The 18,268-nt window shown below is 71.2% G+C and carries 18 protein-coding genes; 11 read left to right on the forward strand and 7 right to left on the reverse strand.

All coding sequences use genetic code 11. The features are described 5' to 3' along the window. Nucleotides 1-134: 134 nt before the first annotated feature. Nucleotides 135-863 carry a lysophospholipid acyltransferase family protein gene (locus ABT254_RS03650; protein WP_351463103.1) on the reverse strand — a complete coding sequence of 243 codons (729 nt, stop codon included), beginning with the start codon at nt 861-863 and terminating at the stop codon, nt 135-137. Between the two features lie 184 nt (nt 864-1,047). Beyond that, entirely contained in the window at nt 1,048-1,464 is a 417-nt protein-coding gene (locus ABT254_RS03655; RefSeq protein ID WP_266963553.1) for a DUF4395 domain-containing protein, read from the reverse strand. 75 nt (nt 1,465-1,539) lie between these two features. Here ABT254_RS03655 and ABT254_RS03660 point away from each other — a divergent pair, with 75 nt between their 5' ends. The 4 genes from ABT254_RS03660 (at nt 1,540) to ABT254_RS03675 (ending at nt 4,718) form a co-directional block, all read left to right on the forward strand. Then, nucleotides 1,540-1,953, forward strand: a complete 414-nt coding sequence (locus tag ABT254_RS03660; protein WP_351464057.1) for a TlpA family protein disulfide reductase — start codon at nt 1,540-1,542, stop codon at nt 1,951-1,953. Nucleotides 1,954-2,158: 205 nt separating this feature from the next. Continuing rightward, complete coding sequence (locus ABT254_RS03665) at nt 2,159-2,674, forward strand: flavin reductase family protein (RefSeq protein ID WP_351463105.1); 516 nt, start codon at nt 2,159-2,161, stop codon at nt 2,672-2,674. Between the two features lie 220 nt (nt 2,675-2,894). Next, nucleotides 2,895-3,683: an electron transfer flavoprotein subunit beta/FixA family protein gene (locus ABT254_RS03670; RefSeq protein ID WP_351463107.1), complete on the forward strand. Its 789-nt coding sequence runs from the start codon at nt 2,895-2,897 to the stop codon at nt 3,681-3,683. Nucleotides 3,684-3,755: 72 nt separating this feature from the next. Next, nucleotides 3,756-4,718, forward strand: coding sequence for an electron transfer flavoprotein subunit alpha/FixB family protein (locus ABT254_RS03675; RefSeq protein WP_351463108.1), 963 nt, complete (start codon nt 3,756-3,758; stop codon nt 4,716-4,718). Nucleotides 4,719-4,776: 58 nt separating this feature from the next. Here ABT254_RS03675 and ABT254_RS03680 read toward each other — a convergent pair whose 3' ends face one another. Continuing rightward, a complete protein-coding gene (locus tag ABT254_RS03680; protein WP_351463110.1) occupies nt 4,777-5,700 on the reverse strand; it encodes an endonuclease/exonuclease/phosphatase family protein in 924 nt (307 codons plus the stop codon). 210 nt (nt 5,701-5,910) lie between these two features. Here ABT254_RS03680 and ABT254_RS03685 point away from each other — a divergent pair, with 210 nt between their 5' ends. Together ABT254_RS03685 and ABT254_RS03690 are read left to right on the forward strand one after the other, a co-directional pair. Further along, nucleotides 5,911-7,215, forward strand: a complete 1,305-nt coding sequence (locus ABT254_RS03685) for a DUF6986 family protein (protein WP_351463112.1) — start codon at nt 5,911-5,913, stop codon at nt 7,213-7,215. 96 nt (nt 7,216-7,311) lie between these two features. Beyond that, on the forward strand, nt 7,312-9,183 hold the full coding sequence (locus ABT254_RS03690; protein ID WP_351463114.1) for a protein kinase domain-containing protein: 1,872 nt from the start codon (nt 7,312-7,314) through the stop codon (nt 9,181-9,183). A gap of 12 nt (nt 9,184-9,195) precedes the next feature. On the opposite strand, the gene ABT254_RS03695 is transcribed toward ABT254_RS03690, so the two are convergent. Together ABT254_RS03695 and ABT254_RS03700 are read right to left on the reverse strand one after the other, a co-directional pair. Then, the gene (locus ABT254_RS03695) at nt 9,196-9,951 is read right to left on the reverse strand and encodes a hypothetical protein (protein WP_351463116.1); all 756 of its coding nucleotides are present in this window, start codon (nt 9,949-9,951) and stop codon (nt 9,196-9,198) included. A gap of 6 nt (nt 9,952-9,957) precedes the next feature. Beyond that, nucleotides 9,958-11,007 (reverse strand): LacI family DNA-binding transcriptional regulator, encoded by a 1,050-nt coding sequence (locus tag ABT254_RS03700; RefSeq protein ID WP_450750754.1) that lies wholly within the window; start codon nt 11,005-11,007, stop codon nt 9,958-9,960. A 273-nt stretch (nt 11,008-11,280) separates the two neighbouring features. Between ABT254_RS03700 and ABT254_RS03705 the strand changes: the two genes are divergently transcribed. Then, on the forward strand, nt 11,281-12,228 hold the full coding sequence (locus ABT254_RS03705) for an ROK family protein (RefSeq protein ID WP_351463120.1): 948 nt from the start codon (nt 11,281-11,283) through the stop codon (nt 12,226-12,228). A 42-nt stretch (nt 12,229-12,270) separates the two neighbouring features. On the opposite strand, the gene ABT254_RS03710 is transcribed toward ABT254_RS03705, so the two are convergent. Next, on the reverse strand, nt 12,271-14,292 hold the full coding sequence (locus ABT254_RS03710; RefSeq protein WP_351463122.1) for an NPCBM/NEW2 domain-containing protein: 2,022 nt from the start codon (nt 14,290-14,292) through the stop codon (nt 12,271-12,273). 237 nt (nt 14,293-14,529) lie between these two features. On the opposite strand from ABT254_RS03710, the gene ABT254_RS03715 reads away from it, so the two are divergent. The 4 genes from ABT254_RS03715 to ABT254_RS03730 all read left to right on the forward strand — a co-directional run bounded on the left by ABT254_RS03715 (nt 14,530) and on the right by ABT254_RS03730 (nt 17,184). Beyond that, entirely contained in the window at nt 14,530-15,513 is a 984-nt protein-coding gene (locus ABT254_RS03715) for a TIGR01777 family oxidoreductase (RefSeq protein ID WP_351463124.1), read from the forward strand. Next, nucleotides 15,510-15,716 carry a hypothetical protein gene (locus ABT254_RS03720; protein WP_351463126.1) on the forward strand — a complete coding sequence of 69 codons (207 nt, stop codon included), beginning with the start codon at nt 15,510-15,512 and terminating at the stop codon, nt 15,714-15,716. Before ABT254_RS03715 ends, ABT254_RS03720 begins: the two co-directional genes overlap by 4 nt. A 147-nt stretch (nt 15,717-15,863) precedes the next feature. Next, nucleotides 15,864-16,907, forward strand: coding sequence for an NUDIX hydrolase (locus ABT254_RS03725; protein ID WP_351463128.1), 1,044 nt, complete (start codon nt 15,864-15,866; stop codon nt 16,905-16,907). Between the two features lie 97 nt (nt 16,908-17,004). Continuing rightward, nucleotides 17,005-17,184: a hypothetical protein gene (locus ABT254_RS03730; protein WP_351463130.1), complete on the forward strand. Its 180-nt coding sequence runs from the start codon at nt 17,005-17,007 to the stop codon at nt 17,182-17,184. Here ABT254_RS03730 and ABT254_RS03735 read toward each other — a convergent pair. Next, entirely contained in the window at nt 17,157-18,212 is a 1,056-nt protein-coding gene (locus tag ABT254_RS03735; protein ID WP_351463132.1) for a protein kinase family protein, read from the reverse strand. The two genes, ABT254_RS03730 and ABT254_RS03735, sit on opposite strands and share 28 nt — an antisense overlap. Between the last annotated feature and the right edge of the window lie 56 nt (nt 18,213-18,268).

An 18,268-nucleotide genomic window follows, 5' to 3' on the forward strand; every position in this document is an offset into this window, starting at 1 on the left:
CGTCCGGCCCTGCTGGAAAGACAGGCCCCGACGCCGGTCGCCGAAGCCGAGAAGGCGGCAACGGAACTCGTCGGCCTGCCGGGAAAGCCCGGCCCCCGAGGCGCGGATCACCGTCCACGCCCCGGCGTGACGATTCAGCGGGCCTCGGCCGCCTTCACCTCTTCGGGGGTCGGCGCCGTGCCGCCGAGATGGGCGGGCATCCACCAGGTGTCGTCCGGACCCTTGGGCCGTACGGGGTAGGCGCGCTGTGCCGCCTCCAGCAGCTCCTGGACGCGCTCGCGCAGCCGCCGCGTGATGGCGCCCGCGTACTGGTCCTGAGGGGCCTCCACCGGCTCGCCCACCCGGATGGTGATCGGCGTGTGGCTGCGCTTGAAGTTGCGCGGGTGCCCCTTGGTCCACAGCCGCTGGGTGCCCCAAAGTGCCATCGGGATGAGCGGCACGCCGGCCTCCTGGGCCATGCGCGCGGCACCCGACTTGAAGCTCTTCAGGGTGAAGGACTGCGAGATGGTCGCCTCGGGGAAGACGCCGACGATCTCGCCGGAGCGCAGCGACTGCAACGCGTGCTGGTACGCCGTCTCGCCCTGCTTGCGGTCCACCGGGATGTGCTTCATACCGCGCATCAGCGGACCGGAGATCCGGTGCCGGAACACCGACTCCTTCGCCATGAAGCGCACCAGACGCTTCTGCGGCAGGGCGGCGAGACCGTCGAAGATGAAGTCCAGGTAGCTGATGTGATTGCTCACCAGCACGGCGCCGCCCGAGCGCGGAATGTTCTCCGATCCCTTGAGGTCGATCTTGAGGTCCCAGACCTTGAACAACGTTTGGGCGAGACCGACGACGGGACGGTAGACAAGCTCAGCCATGGACGGGGTGGACCCTTCTCTCTGCCTGGATGGGTGCTCCCGGCGGGAAGTTACGCAGCCGTAGGTTTACGGCATTGCGCAGATCGTGCCCCAAGAACGAACGGGGGGCCAGTCCTGGCGCCGCAGAACGGCGAGATCCTCGTCACGTCCCACAACTGATCCACCTCGGTTTTTTAAGGCGCCTTTACTCCGTACGGACCGTCACCCGCCGTACGAGCAGGTACATCTCGCAGCCCAGGCAGTACCCGAAGGCGGCATTGAGGAACGCCGCGGCGAGCGCGGCGGCGGTCGCCGCGAGCCCCAGCCAGGTCGGTCCGAGTCCGAAACCGACCAGCCCCACGCCGGCGAAGACCAGCCCCACCGCCTGCGCGAACCGCGGCGGCTCCGGCGACTCGAACTCGGTCGGCGGCCCGAGGCGGGGGCGCACCACCTTGCGGAACAGCCAGCCGTACGGCGAACGGCCCACCCCGCCCGCGGCGCCCAGCGCGAACGCCAGCGTCTGCCAGGCCAGCAGCCAGGCGCTCCCGGTGATCAGCACCACCGCCAGGACGACGGTCGTCACGGCCGCCCCGAAGCGGGGGCCCCTCACATCAATGTCCATGAAGCAAGCATTCCGCATGGGAAAAGATCCGGGGAGTCGGGAATCTTTGCAGTCTCGTGAATGCTTGTGCAGGTGATGACCGGACTTGTGGTGTGCGCAGCGGTGCTCCTGGTGGCGAGCGCCTACGGAGTGATTCATCGGCAGCGGAACGGGAGGGTACGCGTGCGTGGGCGCGACGGCGGGAAGCGGCTAGGGGCGGCCGAGTTGGGCGGGGAACTCGGTGAGCGCGCCACGCTCGTGCAGTTCTCCAGCGCCTTCTGCGCGCCCTGCCGGGCCACCCGACGCGTCCTCGGTGAGGTCGCCGACATGGTCCCCGGTGTGACCCACGTCGAGATCGACGCCGAGGACCATCTGGAGCTGGTGCGCGAACTCGACATCCTCAAGACGCCGACCGTGCTGGTCCTTGACGCCGACGGCAGGGTCGTACGGCGTGCCACCGGCCAGCCGCGCAAGGCCGACGTCATCGCCGCACTGGGGGAGGCGGTTTGACGGCTGTGCTGCGGACGGTGAGGCATCTCCCATATGCCGGAACGTACTTGACTGCGCACACCACCTATCGTCAGCCTGACCGTATGCCTACGGAACTCCTTCTCTACGGGCGGGTGCACGTCGACCTCGCCCGCACTGCGAGCGCGCGCTGTCCGAGCTGTTGAGCAGCCACGACGCCCGCCCCTCCGCGTAGAAGGACAACTCCATGACGGCCACGCCCGACCTCGGCACCCGTACCCCTCAGCTCGCCTCCCCCGACCTGCTGCGCTCCGTCTTCCGGCGGCACGCGGCGGGAGTCGCCGTGATCACCGCGCGAGGTGACTCCGGCCCGGTCGGCTTCACCGCCACCTCGCTCACCTCCGTCTCCGCCGAACCGCCGCTGCTGTCCTTCGGCATCAGCACCGGCGCCTCCAGCTGGCCGGCGATATCGGCGACCGACCACATCGGCGTCCACATACTCGGCGAGCATCAGCAGGACCTGGCGGCCACCTTCGCCAGGAGTGGCGCCGACCGCTTCGGCGCGCCCACCGCCTGGCGTACGGGCCCCCAAGGCGTTCCCGTGCTCGACGACGTCCTCGCCTGGCTGGTGTGCCGGATCGTGGGCCGGGTCCCCGCGGGGGACCACCGCATCGTGCTGGCCGAGGTCGTGCTCGGCGACCCCACGGGCCCCGGACGCCCCCTCCTCTATCACCAGGGGCATTTCAGCGGCCTGCGTGACTGACCGCCGGCCGGCTCCTCCTGCGAATCGGTCGAGTTCCGATTACGCTGCGTTGCAAAGGTCACAGTTCAAAGCGCTTGCTTAGCGGGAACGAACTGGGTGTACTGACGAGTAATATTTCGCTCGGAGCGCGGGTCGCCCCGATCGGGATCGGCCGCTTGAGGCGCCTATGCTGCCTGAAAGAAGGCAGCACCGAAATGACGATTGCAGTAGGAGAGCCGGCGTGAGCTTGAGGATCGTTGTCACTGTGAAGTACGTGCCCGACGCCACTGGCGACCGGCACTTCGCCGATGACCTGACCGTCGACCGGGACGACGTGGACGGTCTGCTCTCCGAGCTGGACGAGTACGCGGTCGAGCAGGCGCTGCAGATCTCCGAGAACTCCGACGACGACGTGGAGATCACCGTCCTGACTGTGGGCCCCGAGGACGCCAAGGACGCGCTGCGCAAGGCGCTGTCCATGGGCGCCGACAAGGCCATCCACGTGGAGGACGACGACCTGCACGGCACGGACGCGATCGGCACCTCGCTGGTGCTGGCCAAGGCGATCGAGAAGGCCGGCTACGACCTCGTGGTCTCCGGCATGGCCTCCACCGACGGCACCATGGGCGTCGTACCCGCGCTGCTCGCGGAGCGCCTGGGCGTCCCGCAGGTCACCCTGCTGTCCGAGGTCTCCGTCGAGGACGGCACGGTCAAGGGCCGCCGTGACGGCGATGCCGCCTCCGAGCAGCTGGAGGCTTCGCTTCCGGCTGTCGTGTCGGTGACCGACCAGTCGGGTGAGGCGCGCTACCCCTCCTTCAAGGGGATCATGGCGGCGAAGAAGAAGCCGGTCGAGTCGTGGGACCTGTCGGACCTGGAGATCGACGCCGAGGAGGTCGGTCTCGGGGGTGCCTACACCGTCGTGGACGCCGCGGCCCAGCGCCCGGCCCGTACCGCCGGCACGATCGTCAAGGACGAGGGCGAGGGCGGCAAGCAGCTCGCTGAGTTCCTCGCGAGCCAGAAGTTCATCTAAGGGTCACTGGCCGCTCGAGGCTCACCACCCCTTCCGCCCCTCAGACTTCGTATTCCGCAGGAGAGCAATCCCATGGCTGAAGTTCTCGTCTACGTCGACCACGTGGACGGTGCCGTCCGCAAGCCCACCCTGGAGCTGCTGACCCTCGCGCGCCGCGTCGGCGAGCCGGTCGCCGTCGCGCTGGGCAACGGCGCCGGTGACACCGCCGCCGCGCTCGCCGAGCACGGCGCCGTCAAGGTGCTGACCCACGAGGCGTCCGAGTACGCCGACTACCTGGTCGTCCCCAAGGTGGACGCGCTGCAGGCCGCCGTCGAGGCCGTCTCCCCGGCCGCGGTGCTGGTGCCGTCCTCCGCCGAGGGCAAGGAGATCGCCGCGCGTCTGGCGCTGCGCATCGGCTCCGGCATCATCACCGACGCCGTCGACCTGGAGGCCGGCGACGAGGGCCCGGTGGCCACCCAGTCGGTGTTCGCCGCGTCCTTCACCACCAAGTCCCGTGTCTCCAAGGGCACGCCGGTCATCACGGTCAAGCCGAACTCGGCCGCCGTGGAGGCCGCCCCGGCCGCGGGCAGCGTCGAGGCCCTGAATGTCACCTTCTCGGAGAAGGCGACCGGCACCAAGGTCACCGGCCGCACCCCGCGCGAGTCGACCGGGCGTCCGGAGCTGACCGAGGCCGCGATCGTGGTCTCCGGCGGCCGCGGCGTCAACGGCGCCGAGAACTTCCCGCTCATCGAGGCCCTCGCCGACTCCCTCGGCGCGGCCGTGGGTGCCTCCCGTGCCGCGGTGGACGCGGGCTGGTACCCGCACACCAACCAGGTGGGCCAGACCGGCAAGAGCGTGTCGCCGCAGCTGTACATCGCCAACGGCATCTCCGGCGCCATCCAGCACCGGGCCGGCATGCAGACCTCGAAGACGATCGTGGCGGTCAACAAGGACCCCGAGGCCCCGATCTTCGACCTGGTCGACTACGGCGTGGTCGGCGACCTCTTCGACGTCGTCCCCCAGCTCACCGAGGAGATCAACGCCCGCAAGGGCTGATCACCCGAAGGCCGGCCGAGGCCCCCGCGACTGCACGAACAGTCGCGGGGGCCTCGGCTCATTCCAGACCGAGCGAGACCTGTACGGGCAGATGGTCGCTCGGGAACTGGCCGTCGACGGAGAAGGTGTCCACCGACGCGCGGTGTGTCGTCACCCATGGCGAGGTGAGGATCCAGTCGATGCGGTCGCCGTTCGGGGTGAGCCCCTTGTAGCCGTGGAAGGTCCCGTACGGGGCACCGCGGTGCGCCGCCGCGTCCCAGGTGTCGAGGAGCCCCGAGCCCACCAGCGTGTCGTAGACCGGGTTGCGGTGCGCGGCGACGTTGAAGTCGCCCGTCACCACGGCCGGGAGCGAGCGGTCGAGCTGGGCGATGCGCTGCGCCATCAGCGAGGCGCTGCGCTCGCGGGCGTACTGGCTCGCGTGGTCGAAGTGGGTGTTGAGGACATAGAACTGCCGTCCGCCGTCGGCGAGATCGCGGAAGCGGACCCAGGTGACGATGCGGGGGAAGGCGGCGCCCCAGGTGTTCGAGCGGATGACTTCCGGGGTGTCGGAGAGCCAGAAGGTGTAGTGCTCGACGGGGGCCAGACGCCGGTTGTCGTAGAAGACCGCCGTGGACTCGTCGCGGCTGCCGCCCTCGCGGCCGGTGCCGATCCAGTCGTAGGACGGACCGAGGTCGGAGTCGATGTCACGCAGCTGCTGGTAGAGGCCCTCCTGGGTGCCGATGACGTGAGGGTGCGCGCGACGCAGCAGCTCGCGCATCACCGGTCTGCGGTCGCTCCAGCTGTTGGGTTCCTTCGTGCTCGCGAAACGTAAGTTGAAGGTCATGACCTCGAGACCGGGTGCCCGGCGAGCCCGCGTCGCGGGGGACGGCGCGGGCGAGGCGGACGAGGCGGGGATCGCGGCGCTGGAGAGCGGCACGGTGACCGCCGCGGCCAAGGCGGCCTTGAAGCCCAGACGGCGGGTGACTCGGCGGTGGTTCGGCACTCAGGCTCCTTCGGTGGCGGCAGCCGGACGAGTCGTGCGACGGGCGAGTCGTGCGTAGGGAAGTGTCATACCCGGGTGTGAGATGGGCGTGAACATGCCGAGATCACGGCCTTACTCCCCGTGGACATGGTGTTGACCACCGGAAGGTGCCCGGATAACTTCATTCTACGGATTGTTGATTCCGCACAGTGGAAAACAGGAGGGTGTCGGATGGGTCAGGGCCAGCAGGAGAAGGTGGCGACGAGCCTCGCAGGCGCGATCAGCGAGGAGATCAGCGCCTCCCTCGCCCCGGTCGACGCCGAACTGGAGCGCCGCTACCCGGGGGACCCCGGCACCCGCCAGCCCGTCCACACCGTCTACGTCCCCGGTGACGTCTTCGCCGCCGACACCATCCGTTCCTGGGGCGACCAGGCCCTGGCGGCCCTTGACGAACACGCCCCGGACGCCGCTTCCTTCGCCGCCGTCCTCGGCCTGTCCGACGAACTCGCCGAACCTGTCCACGCCCGCGTGCGCGCCAAGCTGGAGCGCGAGCCCATCGAGGACCTGCGCGTCGACTTCGAGGACGGCTACGGCCCCCGCCCGGACGCCGAGGAGGACGAGGCGGCGGCCCGCGCGGCCCGCCTGATCGCGGAGGCGTACGCGAAGGGGACGGCGGCCCCGTACATGGGCATCCGCATGAAGTGCATGGAGGCACCGGTACGCGACCGGGGCATCCGCACCCTCGACATCTTCCTCAGCGGCCTGATGGAGGCCGGTGGGCTGCCCGACGGGCTGGTGCTGACGCTGCCCAAGGTGACGTACGCCGAGCAGGTCACCGCCATGGTGCGGCTCCTCGAGGCCTTCGAGAAGGCGCGCGGGCTCGAGCCGGGCCGGATCGGCTTCGAGATCCAGATCGAGACCAGCCAGTCCATCCTCGCCACCGACGGCACCGCCACCGTCGCCCGCATGATCCAGGCCGCCGAGGGCCGCGCCACCGGACTGCACTACGGCACCTTCGACTACAGCGCCTGCCTCGGCGTCTCCGCCGCCCACCAGGCCAGCGACCACCCGGCCGCCGACCACGCCAAGGCGATCATGCAGGTCGCGGCGGCGGGGACGGGCGTACGCGTCTCGGACGGCTCCACCAACGTGCTGCCGGTCGGCCCGACGGAGAAGGTCCACGACGCCTGGCGCCTGCACTACGGCCTCACCCGCCGCGCGCTCGCCCGCGCCTACTACCAGGGCTGGGACATGCACCCCGGCCACATCCCCACCCGCTACGCGGCCGTCTTCGCCTTCTACCGCGAGGGCTTCGAGCAGGCCGCCGCCCGCCTCGCGCGCTACGCCAACCGGGCCGGCGGTGACGTCATGGACGAGCCCGCCACCGCCAAGGCACTCAGCGGCTATCTGCTGCGCGGACTGGACTGCGGCGCGCTGGACATCGCCGAGGTCGCCCGGGCGACCGGTCTGACCCGGGCCGATCTGGAGGGCTTCGCGGCACCCCGGCGGGGCGACCTGACCGCGTCCGCCAAGTAGCAGACCCGTCACAGCAGTCACCACCGGTCGGCGTCGTCACCCCCGCCCCTTAGTCTGTACGGCACGCATTGACATGTCACAGGAACGGGGCGGGCGGTGTCTTCGGGGGAGACCTCAGGCGGGAACAACCGGGCTGACGGGACCGGTCGGCTGCTGGCGGGGCGCTATCGCGTCGTGTCCCAACTCGGCCGCGGCGGCATGGGCATCGTCTGGAGAGCCGTCGACGAGGTGCTGGGCCGCGAGGTCGCCGTCAAGGAACTGCGCACCTACACCGACGCCGACGGGCCCGAACTCGCCGACCTGCGGCTGCGGATGCAGCGCGAGGCCCGCGCGGCGGCCCGGGTGCGCCACCCCGGAGTCGTCGCCGTCCACGACGTGACCGAGGTCGACGGCCGCCCGCTCATCGTCATGGAGCTGGTCGACGGGCCGTCCCTGGAACAGGTGTTGCGCGAGCGCGGCTCCCTCGACCCGGTCGAGGCCGCCGGCATCGGCGCCAAGGTGATGGACGCGCTGGCGGCCGCCCACCGGGCCGGCGTCCTGCACCGTGATGTGAAGCCCGGAAACATCCTGCTCGAGGGGTCCGGCCGGGTCGTCCTGACGGACTTCGGCATCGCGGCCATGGAGGACCCGGGCGACGGCGCGACCGCCCACCTGACCCGCAGTGGAGCGCTCGTCGGCTCCCTGGACTACCTGGCGCCCGAGCGTGCCCAGGGCGCCGAGGCGAGCCCGGCCTCGGACGTCTGGGCCCTGGGAGCCACGCTCTACGCGGCCGTCGAGGGCTCCTCGCCCTTCCGCCGCACCTCCACGTACTCCACGCTCACCGCGATCGTCACCGAGCCCCTTCCGGAGCCGGAGCGAGCCGGCCCGATCACCCCCGTACTCCAGCAACTGCTCGACAAGCGGCCCGAGACCCGCCCGGAGGCCGAACAGGGACGCGCCCTGCTGCAGGCGGTGGCGGACGCGGGCGGCACGGACACACCGACGACGACCCTGCGCGATCACGCGCCGCCGCGCACGGAGACGGCGCCCGACGTCCCCTCGCTCCCTCCCCGGTTCCTGATGCCGGGGGCCGCGCAGGGGACGGCACCAGTGACGCAGGGTTCCGCTCCCACCGAGCAGCGCGGGCCGATGGCGCCCGCTCCCGACCCGGCCGGACGGCACGACACCCCCGCGCCGCACGCCGCACACGCGACGCCGGGCTTCGGCCCGCCCGCGCCGCACGACCCGGCACCGGACCCGGCGACGGCGCCCACCGGGCCCATATCCTCCTCTTCCTCCCCGCGCCACAAGGGCCGCGCCCTGCTCGCCGCCGCGGCCGTCGCCGTCGTCCTCGCGGCGGCCGGCGGCACCGTCGCCCTGCTGAACGCGCGGAACACGGAAGCGAACACGCGCCCCTCCGCGTCCCGTTCGGATGCCCAGGCGTCCGCCTCCGACCGCACCGACGCCGACCACTCGGACGGCCCCGAGCCGACGGAACAGGGCGACAAGAAGACCCCGGCACCGACCAAGACCGCCGGCCGGAAGGACGGGGCCGCACCCACGAGCCGGGCCTCCTCCTCGTCCACGGCGAAGTCGGCGGGCGGCACCACCACCGGGGGCGGTACCACGGGCGGCACTTCGTCAGGTGGCACCACCGGGGGCGGCAGCGGCGGTACGACGGGCGGCGGGGGCGCGACCACGGCGGCACCGGCCTGCACCTCCATAGGCAGTGGCAAGTACAACTGCACGGTCTGGCGCACCGCCAAGTCCTACACCGCCTCCGGCACCGAGGTCGGCGTCCTCGGCGCGGGCACCAACTACTTCTACTGCCAGCAGAACCTGGGCCGGCGCGAGACCTACGGCCAGTGGACCAACGTCTGGTGGGCGAAGACGGACGACGACAGCGGCAACACGAACGTCTACGTCAGCGACGTCTACGTCAAGGGCGGCGACAACGACCAGCCGATCCCCGGACTCCCGGTCTGCTGACGCCCGCCACGCTCACCCGCCCGTCACGTACCGTTCGAGCCCCGACTCCGTCACCAGCTTCTCCTCGGCGAACACCCGGGAGCCCCGCTCGCACAGCCCGGCGTCGGCACGCGCCCGGGTGCAGAACTCCTCGGGTGTGACCCCGAACAGCTCCCTCAACCGGGCCGAACCGACGAGGAGTTCGCTGAGCAGCACCCGCTGAGCGACCGTCCTGCGCGGCGCCCCCGAGCCGTTGCGCAGGACCCCGCGGCGGTTGACGTAGATGTACGCACCGGGCAGCCGCGTCCCGTCCTCCAACTCGATCCGGACCTGCGGCTCCTGCAGCCAGGCGCGCCGGAAGTTGCCGTACCGCAGCGGTACGCCCTCGCTCGCGTCGATCATCGCGAGTTGCCCGGCATCCAGCCAGGTCACGAACAACTCGCGCAGGGTGCCGGGTGAATCGACCGGTGAAGCGGACACATAGCCCAGGCGGCTGACGTGCGCGGAGACGCCCACGTCGATGCCGGTGACCCGGGCGCGCACCATCGGGACGGGCGAGGTGATCCCGGACTCGTCCATTTTGTGGCGCAGTTGGCCCGGGCAGGCGTTGGAGCCGACCGCCAACACGGGGACGCGGTCCTCGTGCACCAGGCGGTCGAGGGGCAGGAACCGGTCGCCGTCGAGGAGCCCGGACCGTGTGGGCCAGGCCCCCGGGTAGAGCAGCGGTTGGTCGCGCGGGGCCACTGCGAGGCCGAGCGCTTCGAGGCGGTGGTCCGCTTCGCCGTCCATGGCGGCTCAGTCCGCCGGCGGCAGCTCGCCCGAACCGCGGGTGATCAGCCGGGTCGGCAGTTCGATGCGCTCCGGGGTGAGCAGCGTGCCGTCCAGCTGGCGGAAGAGGCGGTCGGCGGCGGTGCGCCCGAGGGCCGCCGCGTCCTGGGCGACGACGGTGACGCCCGGCTGCAGCAGATCGGCGAGCTCGAAGTCGTCGAAGCCGACCAGCGCGACGCGGCGGGGCTGTTCGGCGAGGACCCGGACCACGGTGACCGTCACGCGGTTGTTGCCCGCGAAGACCGCGGTGACCGGGGCGGGGCCGGAGAGCATGTCCTCGGCGGCCCGGCGCACCCGCTGCGGGTCCGTGACGCCCAGGGACATCCAGGAGTCCTCGACCGGGATGCCCGCGTCCTCCATGGCGGCCCGGTAGCCCCGCAGGCGCTCGGCGGCCGTGTGGATGCGGGGCATGTCGCCGATGAAGCCGATCCGGCGGTGTCCGTGGGCGATGAGGTGGGCGACGCCGTCGCGGGCGCCGCCGTAGTTGTCGGACAGGACGACATCGGCGTCGATCTTCCCGGCGGGCCTGTCGACGAACACCGTGGCGACGCCCGCCCTGATCTCGGGCTCCAGATAACGGTGGTCGTCACCGGCCGGAATGATCACCAGGCCGTCCACCCGTCGCGCGCACAGGGCCAGCGCCAGCTCCTGCTCGCGATCGGGGTCCTCGGCGCTGGAGCCGTTGATCAGCAGGGCGCCGTGCGCGCGGGCCACCTCCTCCACCGCGCGGCTGAGGGGGCCGTAGAACGGGTCGGCGAGGTCCTCCAGGACCAGGCCGATGCTGGCGGTGCGGCCCTTGCGCAGCACACGCGCGCTGTCGTTGCGGCGGAAGCCGAGCGCGTCGATGGCCTCCTGGACGCGGCGCTCGGTCTCGGGGGTGACGCCGGGCTCGCCGTTGACCACGCGGGAGACGGTCTTCAGGCCGACTCCGGCACGCGCCGCCACGTCCTTCATGGTGGGACGGTTGCCGTAACGCGTAGTGGAGAGGGGGGCTGTTCGGCGAGCGGTCTCGGGCACGATGCGCTGTCCTGTCCTGTCTCGTCCACGGGTCTCGTCCACGGGTCTCGTCCGCGGGTCTCGTCCACGGGGATGCGTCAGACCATGAGTTTGTATGAGGATGTGGCGTCGAGCATAGAGCCTGGACAACGTTGTCATATGCACGAGAGACTGTCCATCGCAATCTCCGGCCTGCGCCCCCACCGTCAGACCGGCCCGCCCGTCTCCGTAGTTGAAGGGGGAACTTCCCCTGTTCGACGGGGATCCGATGGTTTTCGGGGAGATCCGACACTGATGCACACCGACCTCGTGGCAGCGCTCGACATCGGCGGTACCAAGATCGCCGGGGCGCTGGTGGACGGCCACGGCCAGATCGTGGTGCGCGCGCAGCGTGCGACGCCCGCGCAGCAGGACGGCGAGACCGTGATGGGTGCCGTGCGGGAGGTCCTCGACGAGCTGACCGCCGCGCCCCTGTGGGGCCGCGCCACGGCGCTCGGTATCGGCAGCGCCGGCCCGGTGGACGCCTCCGCGGGCACGGTGAGCCCGGTGAACGTGCCGGGCTGGCGCGACTTCCCGCTCGTGCGGCGGGTCCAGGACGCGGCAGGGGGGCTGCCGGTCGAGCTGATCGGTGACGGCGTGGCGATCACTGCGGCCGAGCACTGGCAGGGCGCCGCCCGCGGCCACGACAACGCGCTGTGCATGGTGGTCTCCACGGGGGTGGGCGGCGGCCTTGTCCTGAACAGTCAGCTGCACCCCGGCCCCACCGGCAACGCGGGCCACATCGGCCACATCAGCGTCGATCTCGACGGCGACCCCTGCCCCTGCGGCTCGCGTGGCTGCGTCGAACGCATCGCGAGCGGCCCCAACATCGCCCGCCGCGCCCTGGAGAACGGCTGGCGGCCCGGCCCCGACGGCGACACCTCCGCGGCCGCGGTGGCCGCCGCCGCCCGCGTCGGCGACCCGGTCGCTCTCGCTTCCTTCGAGCGCGCGGCCCAGGCACTGGCGGCGGGCATCGCGGCCACGGCCACGCTCGTCGAGATCGACATCGCGGTGATCGGCGGGGGAGTGGGCAAGGCGGGCGACGTGCTGTTCACCCCCCTGCGCAAGGCCCTCGGCGACTACGCGACCCTGTCCTTCGTACGGCGCCTGGAGATCACGCCGGCTCAGATGGGCACGGACGCCGGGCTGGTCGGGGCGGCCGCGGCCGCGCTCGCCAAGCGGGCGGACGCGGCCGCGGTCTGAGGGGCGGATGGCCAACGGGCTGCCGGGCCCTGCGGAGCGGGCTCAGCAGGTCAACTGCGCGTCGGCCCAGTCCGCATGGTCCGAGTCGATGCCGTCGCCGCCGTCGGTGACGACCAGGCGGACCACCTGGGCGCCTGTCACATCGGCGGTGAGCGGCTGGGCGGGCATCGCGTTGGTCAGGACACCGGTCGAGGCGACCTTGGTGCCGTCGGCCCAGACCTCGAAGGCGACGGTGCCGTTCGCGCCCTTCTCGTCGTCGACGCCCACATCGGCGGTGACCGTCCTGCACGCCTTCCCGGTGTAGTACTCGACGGCGCTCTCCGCGTGGACGCCGAGTCCCTTGCCGTACACCACTCCGCCGATGGTGAGGGGGTGGCCGTCGCCCGCGGCGCTCTCCCCGTTGCTGGTGTTGCGCTCGACCGGCCCATAGCCGTTCGTCGCCGACAGCCAGGGCAGGTCGCCCAGTCCGGACGTCCCCGAGGGCGGCGGCACGACGACGGACGCGGTCAGCGGGACCTTGCTCTCGACGCGGTCACCGCTCGCCGAACGGTAACTCGCCTTGAGGGTCAGGTCGTACGACCCCGTCGGCGTCCCCGCCGGGGCGGTGAGCGACCACGTGGTGCGCAGGGAGCGGCCCGACGGCAGCGAGGCGGCCGTGGTCCGTGAGGTCGCCTCGACCGCCCAGCCCTGGGGCCCGGTCAGCGAGACGGACACGCGCTGGGCGGGCGTACGGCCCAGGTCGGTGACGGTCGACGTCAGCGCGGCCGCCCTGCCCGCCTCGACCAACGGGCTGCCGTCCGGGCCGAGGTCGACGGCGGGCGGGTGCGCTGCCCACTTGGGGTCGGCAAAGACCCTTACCAGGACCGTGCCGTGCGCCGGAACGGTCGCCGAGATGGTGCCCGCGGTGTTGTAGCTCCTGTGCTGCCACAGGTCGCGCAGGGTGTAGGCGTCGGCGGCGGGCAGGCCCACGGCCGTGGCGGTCGTGCCGATGCGCTGGGCGGTGCCGGACTCGTTGAAGAGGGCCACCGCGCGGCTGCCGTCCTTCATCTCCTTGGCGACGACCCAGCGCCTGCCCTGGGAGGAGACGACCGTGCCCTGCTTGCCCAGCGGGTCCTGGTCGACGGCGACGACCTCCTTGTTGTCGAGGATGTCGAAGGTCGCCCGGGAGGCCCTGCGCAGATCGGAGCCGATGAGGAGCGGGGCGGCCATGATCGACCACATCGAGAAGTGCGAGCGGTACTCGGTGTCCGTCATGCCGCCGTTGCCGACCTCCAGCATGTCGGGGTCGTTCCAGTGCCCGGGGCCCGCGTACGGCGCGAGTGGCAGGTTCTGCTTCAGGATGGACAGCATCGAACCCCAGTTGTCGCTGATGTCGCCCGTCGTACGCCACAAGTGGCCCACGTCGGCCGCCCATTCCCAGGGTTTGTTCTGGCCCCATTCGCAGATGCTGTAGACGATCGGCCGACCGGTCGCCTCGAGGGCGTCGCGCATGGTCGTGTAGCGCAACTTGGCGTCCACACCTTGGTTGTTGCAGTTGTCGTACTTGACGTAGTCCACGCCCCAGTCCGCGAACTGCCGGGCGTCGCTGTACTCATGACCGAGCGCGCCCGGGAATCCGACGCTGTCGCAGGTCTTCGTGCCCGCGCTGGTGTAGATGCCGAGTTTGAGCCCCTTGGAGTGCACATAGTCGGCAACTGCCTTGATTCCGTTGGGGAAGCGGACCGGGTCCGGTACGAGCTTGCCGTTCGTGTCCCGGGCCGGCAGGGCCCAGCAGTCATCGAGGTTGACGTACTGGTACCCGGCGTCCTTGAGGCCTTTCTCGACGAAGATGTCCGCGATGCCCTTGACCATGGACTCGTTGAACTCGGCACGGCAGTGCGTGGAGTTCCAGTTGTTGAAGCCCATCGGCGGGGTGAGGGCGAGGCCGTCGGCCAGGGCGGGGGCGGCGGGCGCGGCGGTGGCCGCCGCCATGGCGGGCGCGGAGAGCCCGGCGGCGCCCAGCAGTCCTGCGGCGAGCGCTCCGACCACTCTTCGGCGGGTTGTGCGGGTGGGAAGGTGACGCATCGTTACGTTCCTCCGAGCACACGAAAGGTGGGATGACGTCATGTCCGCGTCATCGCTGCGCGTTTACGGTAGAACGTGTTGAACTCTGTTGGAAGGGGTCGGGTAGCGGTTGTTCGATATTTCGTCGGAACTCTTGCGGGGTGAGGCGGGCCATCGGATGTCCCGTAGGGGGAAAGAGATTTTGAACGCGTTCAAGTTTTTCGGTTAGGCTTCCTTCATACGAAGGGGGGAAGCCTGATGAAGATCGTCATTCCTGGCGGCTCAGGGCAGGTCGGCACGATCCTGAGGCGTGCGCTGACGGGTGCCGGTCACGAGGTCGTGATCCTCACCCGGCGGCCGGTGCGCGAGGGCGAGGTCCGCTGGGACGGCGAGCACCTGGGCCCCTGGGCCGAGGAGATCAACGGCAGCGACGTCGTGATCAACCTGGCGGGGCGCAGCGTCAGCTGCCGGTACACCCCGGCCAACCTGAAGGCCATGATGGACTCCCGGGTGAACTCGGCCCGGGTCGTCGGCGAGGCGATCGCGGCCGCCGCGCAGCCGCCCCGCGTCTGGCTCCAGATGAGTACGGCCACGGTCTACGCCCACCGCTTCGACGCGCCCAACGACGAGACGACCGGCGAGATCGGCGGCAGCGAGCCGGACGTCCCCGGCTACTGGGCCTACAGCGTGGAGATCGCCAGGAACTGGGAGCGGGCACAGGAGGACGCCGACACGCCCGGCACCCGCAAGGTCGCCCTGCGCTCCGCCATGGTGATGAGCCCGGATCACGGCGGAGTCTTCGACGTCCTGCTGCGGCTTGCGCGGCTCGGCCTCGGCGGCCCGGTCGCGCGCGGTGCCCAGTACGTCTCCTGGATCCACGAGCGCGACTTCGTCCACGCGGTGGAGTTCCTCGTCGACCGGGACGACCTCGCCGGGCCGGTCAACCTCGCCGCTCCCGCACCGCTGCCGCACCGCGCCTTCATGCGGGCCCTGCGCACTGCCTGGGGCATGCCGGTCGGGCTGCCCGCCACGCGCTGGATGGCGGAGCTCGGCGCCTTCGCCCTGCGCTCGGACACCGAACTCCTGCTGAAGAGCCGCCGGGTCGTCCCCGGCCGCCTGCTCGACGCCGGCTTCGCCTTCGAGTACGCCCGGTGGCCCGAGGCCGCCGCCGACCTGGTGCGCCAGGTGCGCGACGGACGAGGGCGTGACCCGCGGGCGGTTTCACAGTTGAACCGGGCATGAAGAAACGCAGCATGCTCGCCATCGCCTCCCTCGCCACCGGGTTCGTGGTCGCCGCCATCAGCCCCTCGCAACACGCCGACCACCAAGTGGTCGGTGATCACCAGACGCTCGGCGACCTGGGCGTCGAGGACACCGTCGGCACGGTCACCCACACCACCGGCGACGAGGGCCTCGCCGGCCCCGGCAAGACCCTCGGCCAGTAGCACCGACGCGATCGAGGCCGGATCGCGGCGCCGGGGCCCCTGCGGCAGGGGCCCCGGCGCCCCCTTTTGTGCGCCCTCAACTGGGGCTGGTTTCCGTGGCAGGGTGGAACGGGCAAGCCTCAGGGGGCCAATAGAAGAGGGGGACCTGTGACCGTCGTCTGGATCAACGGCGCGTTCGGTGCGGGGAAGACCACCACCGCACGGGAACTGATCGAGCTGATCCCGAACAGCACGCTCTTCGACCCCGAGGTGATCGGCGCGGCGCTTACGCACCTGCTGCCGCCCAAACACCTCGCCGAGGTCGGCGACTACCAGGACCTGCCGATCTGGCGACGTCTCGTGATCGACACGGCGGCCGCGATGCTCGCCGAACTGGGCGGAACCCTGGTGGTTCCGATGACCCTGCTGCGTCAGGAGTACCGCGACGAGATCTTCGGCGGCCTCGCGGCACGCCGTATCTCCGTCCGGCATGTCCTCCTCGCCCCGGCGGAAACGATCCTGCGGGAGCGAATAGCCGGCCGGGAGGTGCCGCCCGACCTGCCGGACGGCGAGATGCGGGTACGGCAGTGGTCGTACGACCACATCGAGCCGTACCGTGCCGCGCTCGCCTCCTGGCTCACCACCGATGCCTTTCCCGTCGACACCGGGGCCCTCACTCCGTACGAGACCGCGGTCCGCGTCGCCGAGGCCGTCGGCAGCGGCGAGGTGCCGGTCTGCGCCATCGTGCAGACGCCCGAGCCCACCGCCGAGACCCTCGCCGCCGGTGTCCTCCTCTTCGACGAGCGGGACCGGGTGCTGCTCGTCGACCCCACCTACAAGGCCGGCTGGGAGTTCCCCGGCGGGGTGGTCGAACCCGGCGAGGCACCCGCCCGCGCGGGTATGCGCGAGGTCGCCGAGGAGACCGGCATCCACCTTGCCGACGTACCGCGCCTGCTGGTCATCGACTGGGAGGCCCCGGCACCCCCGGCCTTCGGCGGTCTGCGCCTCCTCTTCGACGGCGGCCGCCTCGGTTCCGCGGAGGCGGGCCGGGTGCTGCTGCCCGGACCCGAATTGCGCGAGTGGCGCTTCGTCAGCGAGGAGGAGGCCGCCGAACTGCTGCCCCCCGTGCGCTACGAGCGGCTGCGGTGGGCGCTTCGGGCGCGCGAGCGCGGGGCGGCGCTCTATCTGGAGGCGGGCGTCCCGGTCGGCTGACCTTTGCCGAATCCCCGCCCTGTTCGCCCCCCACCGCCATCCCGCTCCCGGACCCGCGCAAGGAGCGCGCCCGCACCCGCATCCTCGTCCAGGGGACGTGCCGAGCCCGGTCCGCCCGCCGAGCGGCTGCCGCTTCCGCACCCGCTGCCCCAAGTTCGCGAACCGGCTGACGGAGAGCGAACGGACGGCCTGCGTGGAGGAGGTGCCCGCGCTGATCGACCGGGGCGGCGGCAACCCGGTCGCCTGTTACTACGCGGAGAGCGTGGAGCTGTTGTAGGCGAGCCGCAGTTCCTCGAACGGGTAGGGGGTCAGCCTGCTCTCCGTGCGCAGCCGGCCGAGGAAGCCGTTGACTACGGCGGTCAGGGTCGCATCACGCTCGATGATCGCGGCGGCGGCCTCGGGGACGCCGTCGGCGTGCGCGCCGATCGCGCAGGCCCGCACGAAGGCCTCCCGCTCCTGCCGGTCGTATCCGTACAGGGCGGTGACGAGCCAGTTCACCAGGTGGGCGCGGCTGTAGACGAGGTCGTAGTCGCGATGCCGCTCGAAGAAGGCGCGCTCCTGCCGGGAGAGCCGGAACCGCGAACTGAAGGCGAGCCCGTAGTCCGCCAGGAAGAACTCCTTGCCGTCGGTGAGGACGTTCTGGAAGTGGACGTCGAAATGCAGGAGTTGGCCTTCGCGCAGGAAGCCGGTGAGCGCGCCCAGCCACCCGTCCACCCGCGCGCAGATCCGGTCCGAGTCGTCGGTGCGCACCTGTGTGTCGAGCCAGTCGTGGAGGGTGTACGGGAAGTACTCCAGGAACAGGGTGAGACTCGCGGACGCCGTCCGCAGGGCCTCAAGGCGCTCGCGGACCTGCGGGGAGCCGCCGCAGTAGGCCACCGTCCCTTCCACGTCGGCCAGTTCCTCGGGCAGCGGCTGGACGGTGTCCGGCAGCACCCGCCAGTGGTGCATCAGGGGGAAGCCCGTGAAGCGGTCGGAGAGCACCCAGTTCGTCGTCATCGCGTGCACGGCCAGCTCGCGCCAGGCGCCGAAGCCGGGGCTGCGGCCGGTGCCGTAGTGGCAGAAGGCCGGCAGCTCGAACAGGTTCGCCGTGGACCGCGCGTTCTCGGGACGCAACTCGACGTCCGTGAGCGGCACCCGCTTCACGAAGACCCGCCTGCCGTCCACCTCGACCAGCCGATAGCGCCCGCCGATGCCGACGCCCGCGGGAGTTCCCGAGTCCAGGAGGTCCGTCAGTTCGCGGTCGCTGAGCAGGGCCAGGGAGGTGGCGAGGTCGGTGTGGGCGGCGCGACGCGCGGCGGCAGACATGACCTCCATGGTCAGGGCGACGGCGGCGTCTGTCTGCCGATCGGCGAAGTGCCGTC

Source organism: Streptomyces sp. NPDC001137 (genome assembly GCF_040298885.1).
GTDB lineage: Bacteria > Actinomycetota > Actinomycetes > Streptomycetales > Streptomycetaceae > Streptomyces.

Bases quoted from the DNA above. Each gene is read 5' to 3' on its own strand.
- ABT254_RS03650 (WP_351463103.1), bottom strand. From the start codon at position 863: ATGGCTGAGCTTGTCTACCGTCCCGTCGTCGGTCTCGCCCAAACGTTG.
- ABT254_RS03655 (WP_266963553.1), bottom strand. From the start codon at position 1,464: ATGGACATTGATGTGAGGGGCCCCCGCTTCGGGGCGGCCGTGACGACC.
- ABT254_RS03660 (WP_351464057.1), top strand. From the start codon at position 1,540: ATGACCGGACTTGTGGTGTGCGCAGCGGTGCTCCTGGTGGCGAGCGCC.
- ABT254_RS03665 (WP_351463105.1), top strand. From the start codon at position 2,159: ATGACGGCCACGCCCGACCTCGGCACCCGTACCCCTCAGCTCGCCTCC.
- ABT254_RS03675 (WP_351463108.1), top strand. From the start codon at position 3,756: ATGGCTGAAGTTCTCGTCTACGTCGACCACGTGGACGGTGCCGTCCGC.
- ABT254_RS03685 (WP_351463112.1), top strand. From the start codon at position 5,911: ATGGGTCAGGGCCAGCAGGAGAAGGTGGCGACGAGCCTCGCAGGCGCG.
- ABT254_RS03695 (WP_351463116.1), bottom strand. From the start codon at position 9,951: ATGGACGGCGAAGCGGACCACCGCCTCGAAGCGCTCGGCCTCGCAGTG.
- ABT254_RS03705 (WP_351463120.1), top strand. From the start codon at position 11,281: ATGCACACCGACCTCGTGGCAGCGCTCGACATCGGCGGTACCAAGATC.
- ABT254_RS03710 (WP_351463122.1), bottom strand. From the start codon at position 14,292: ATGCGTCACCTTCCCACCCGCACAACCCGCCGAAGAGTGGTCGGAGCG.
- ABT254_RS03715 (WP_351463124.1), top strand. From the start codon at position 14,530: ATGAAGATCGTCATTCCTGGCGGCTCAGGGCAGGTCGGCACGATCCTG.
- ABT254_RS03720 (WP_351463126.1), top strand. From the start codon at position 15,510: ATGAAGAAACGCAGCATGCTCGCCATCGCCTCCCTCGCCACCGGGTTC.
- ABT254_RS03735 (WP_351463132.1), bottom strand. From the start codon at position 18,212: ATGTCTGCCGCCGCGCGTCGCGCCGCCCACACCGACCTCGCCACCTCC.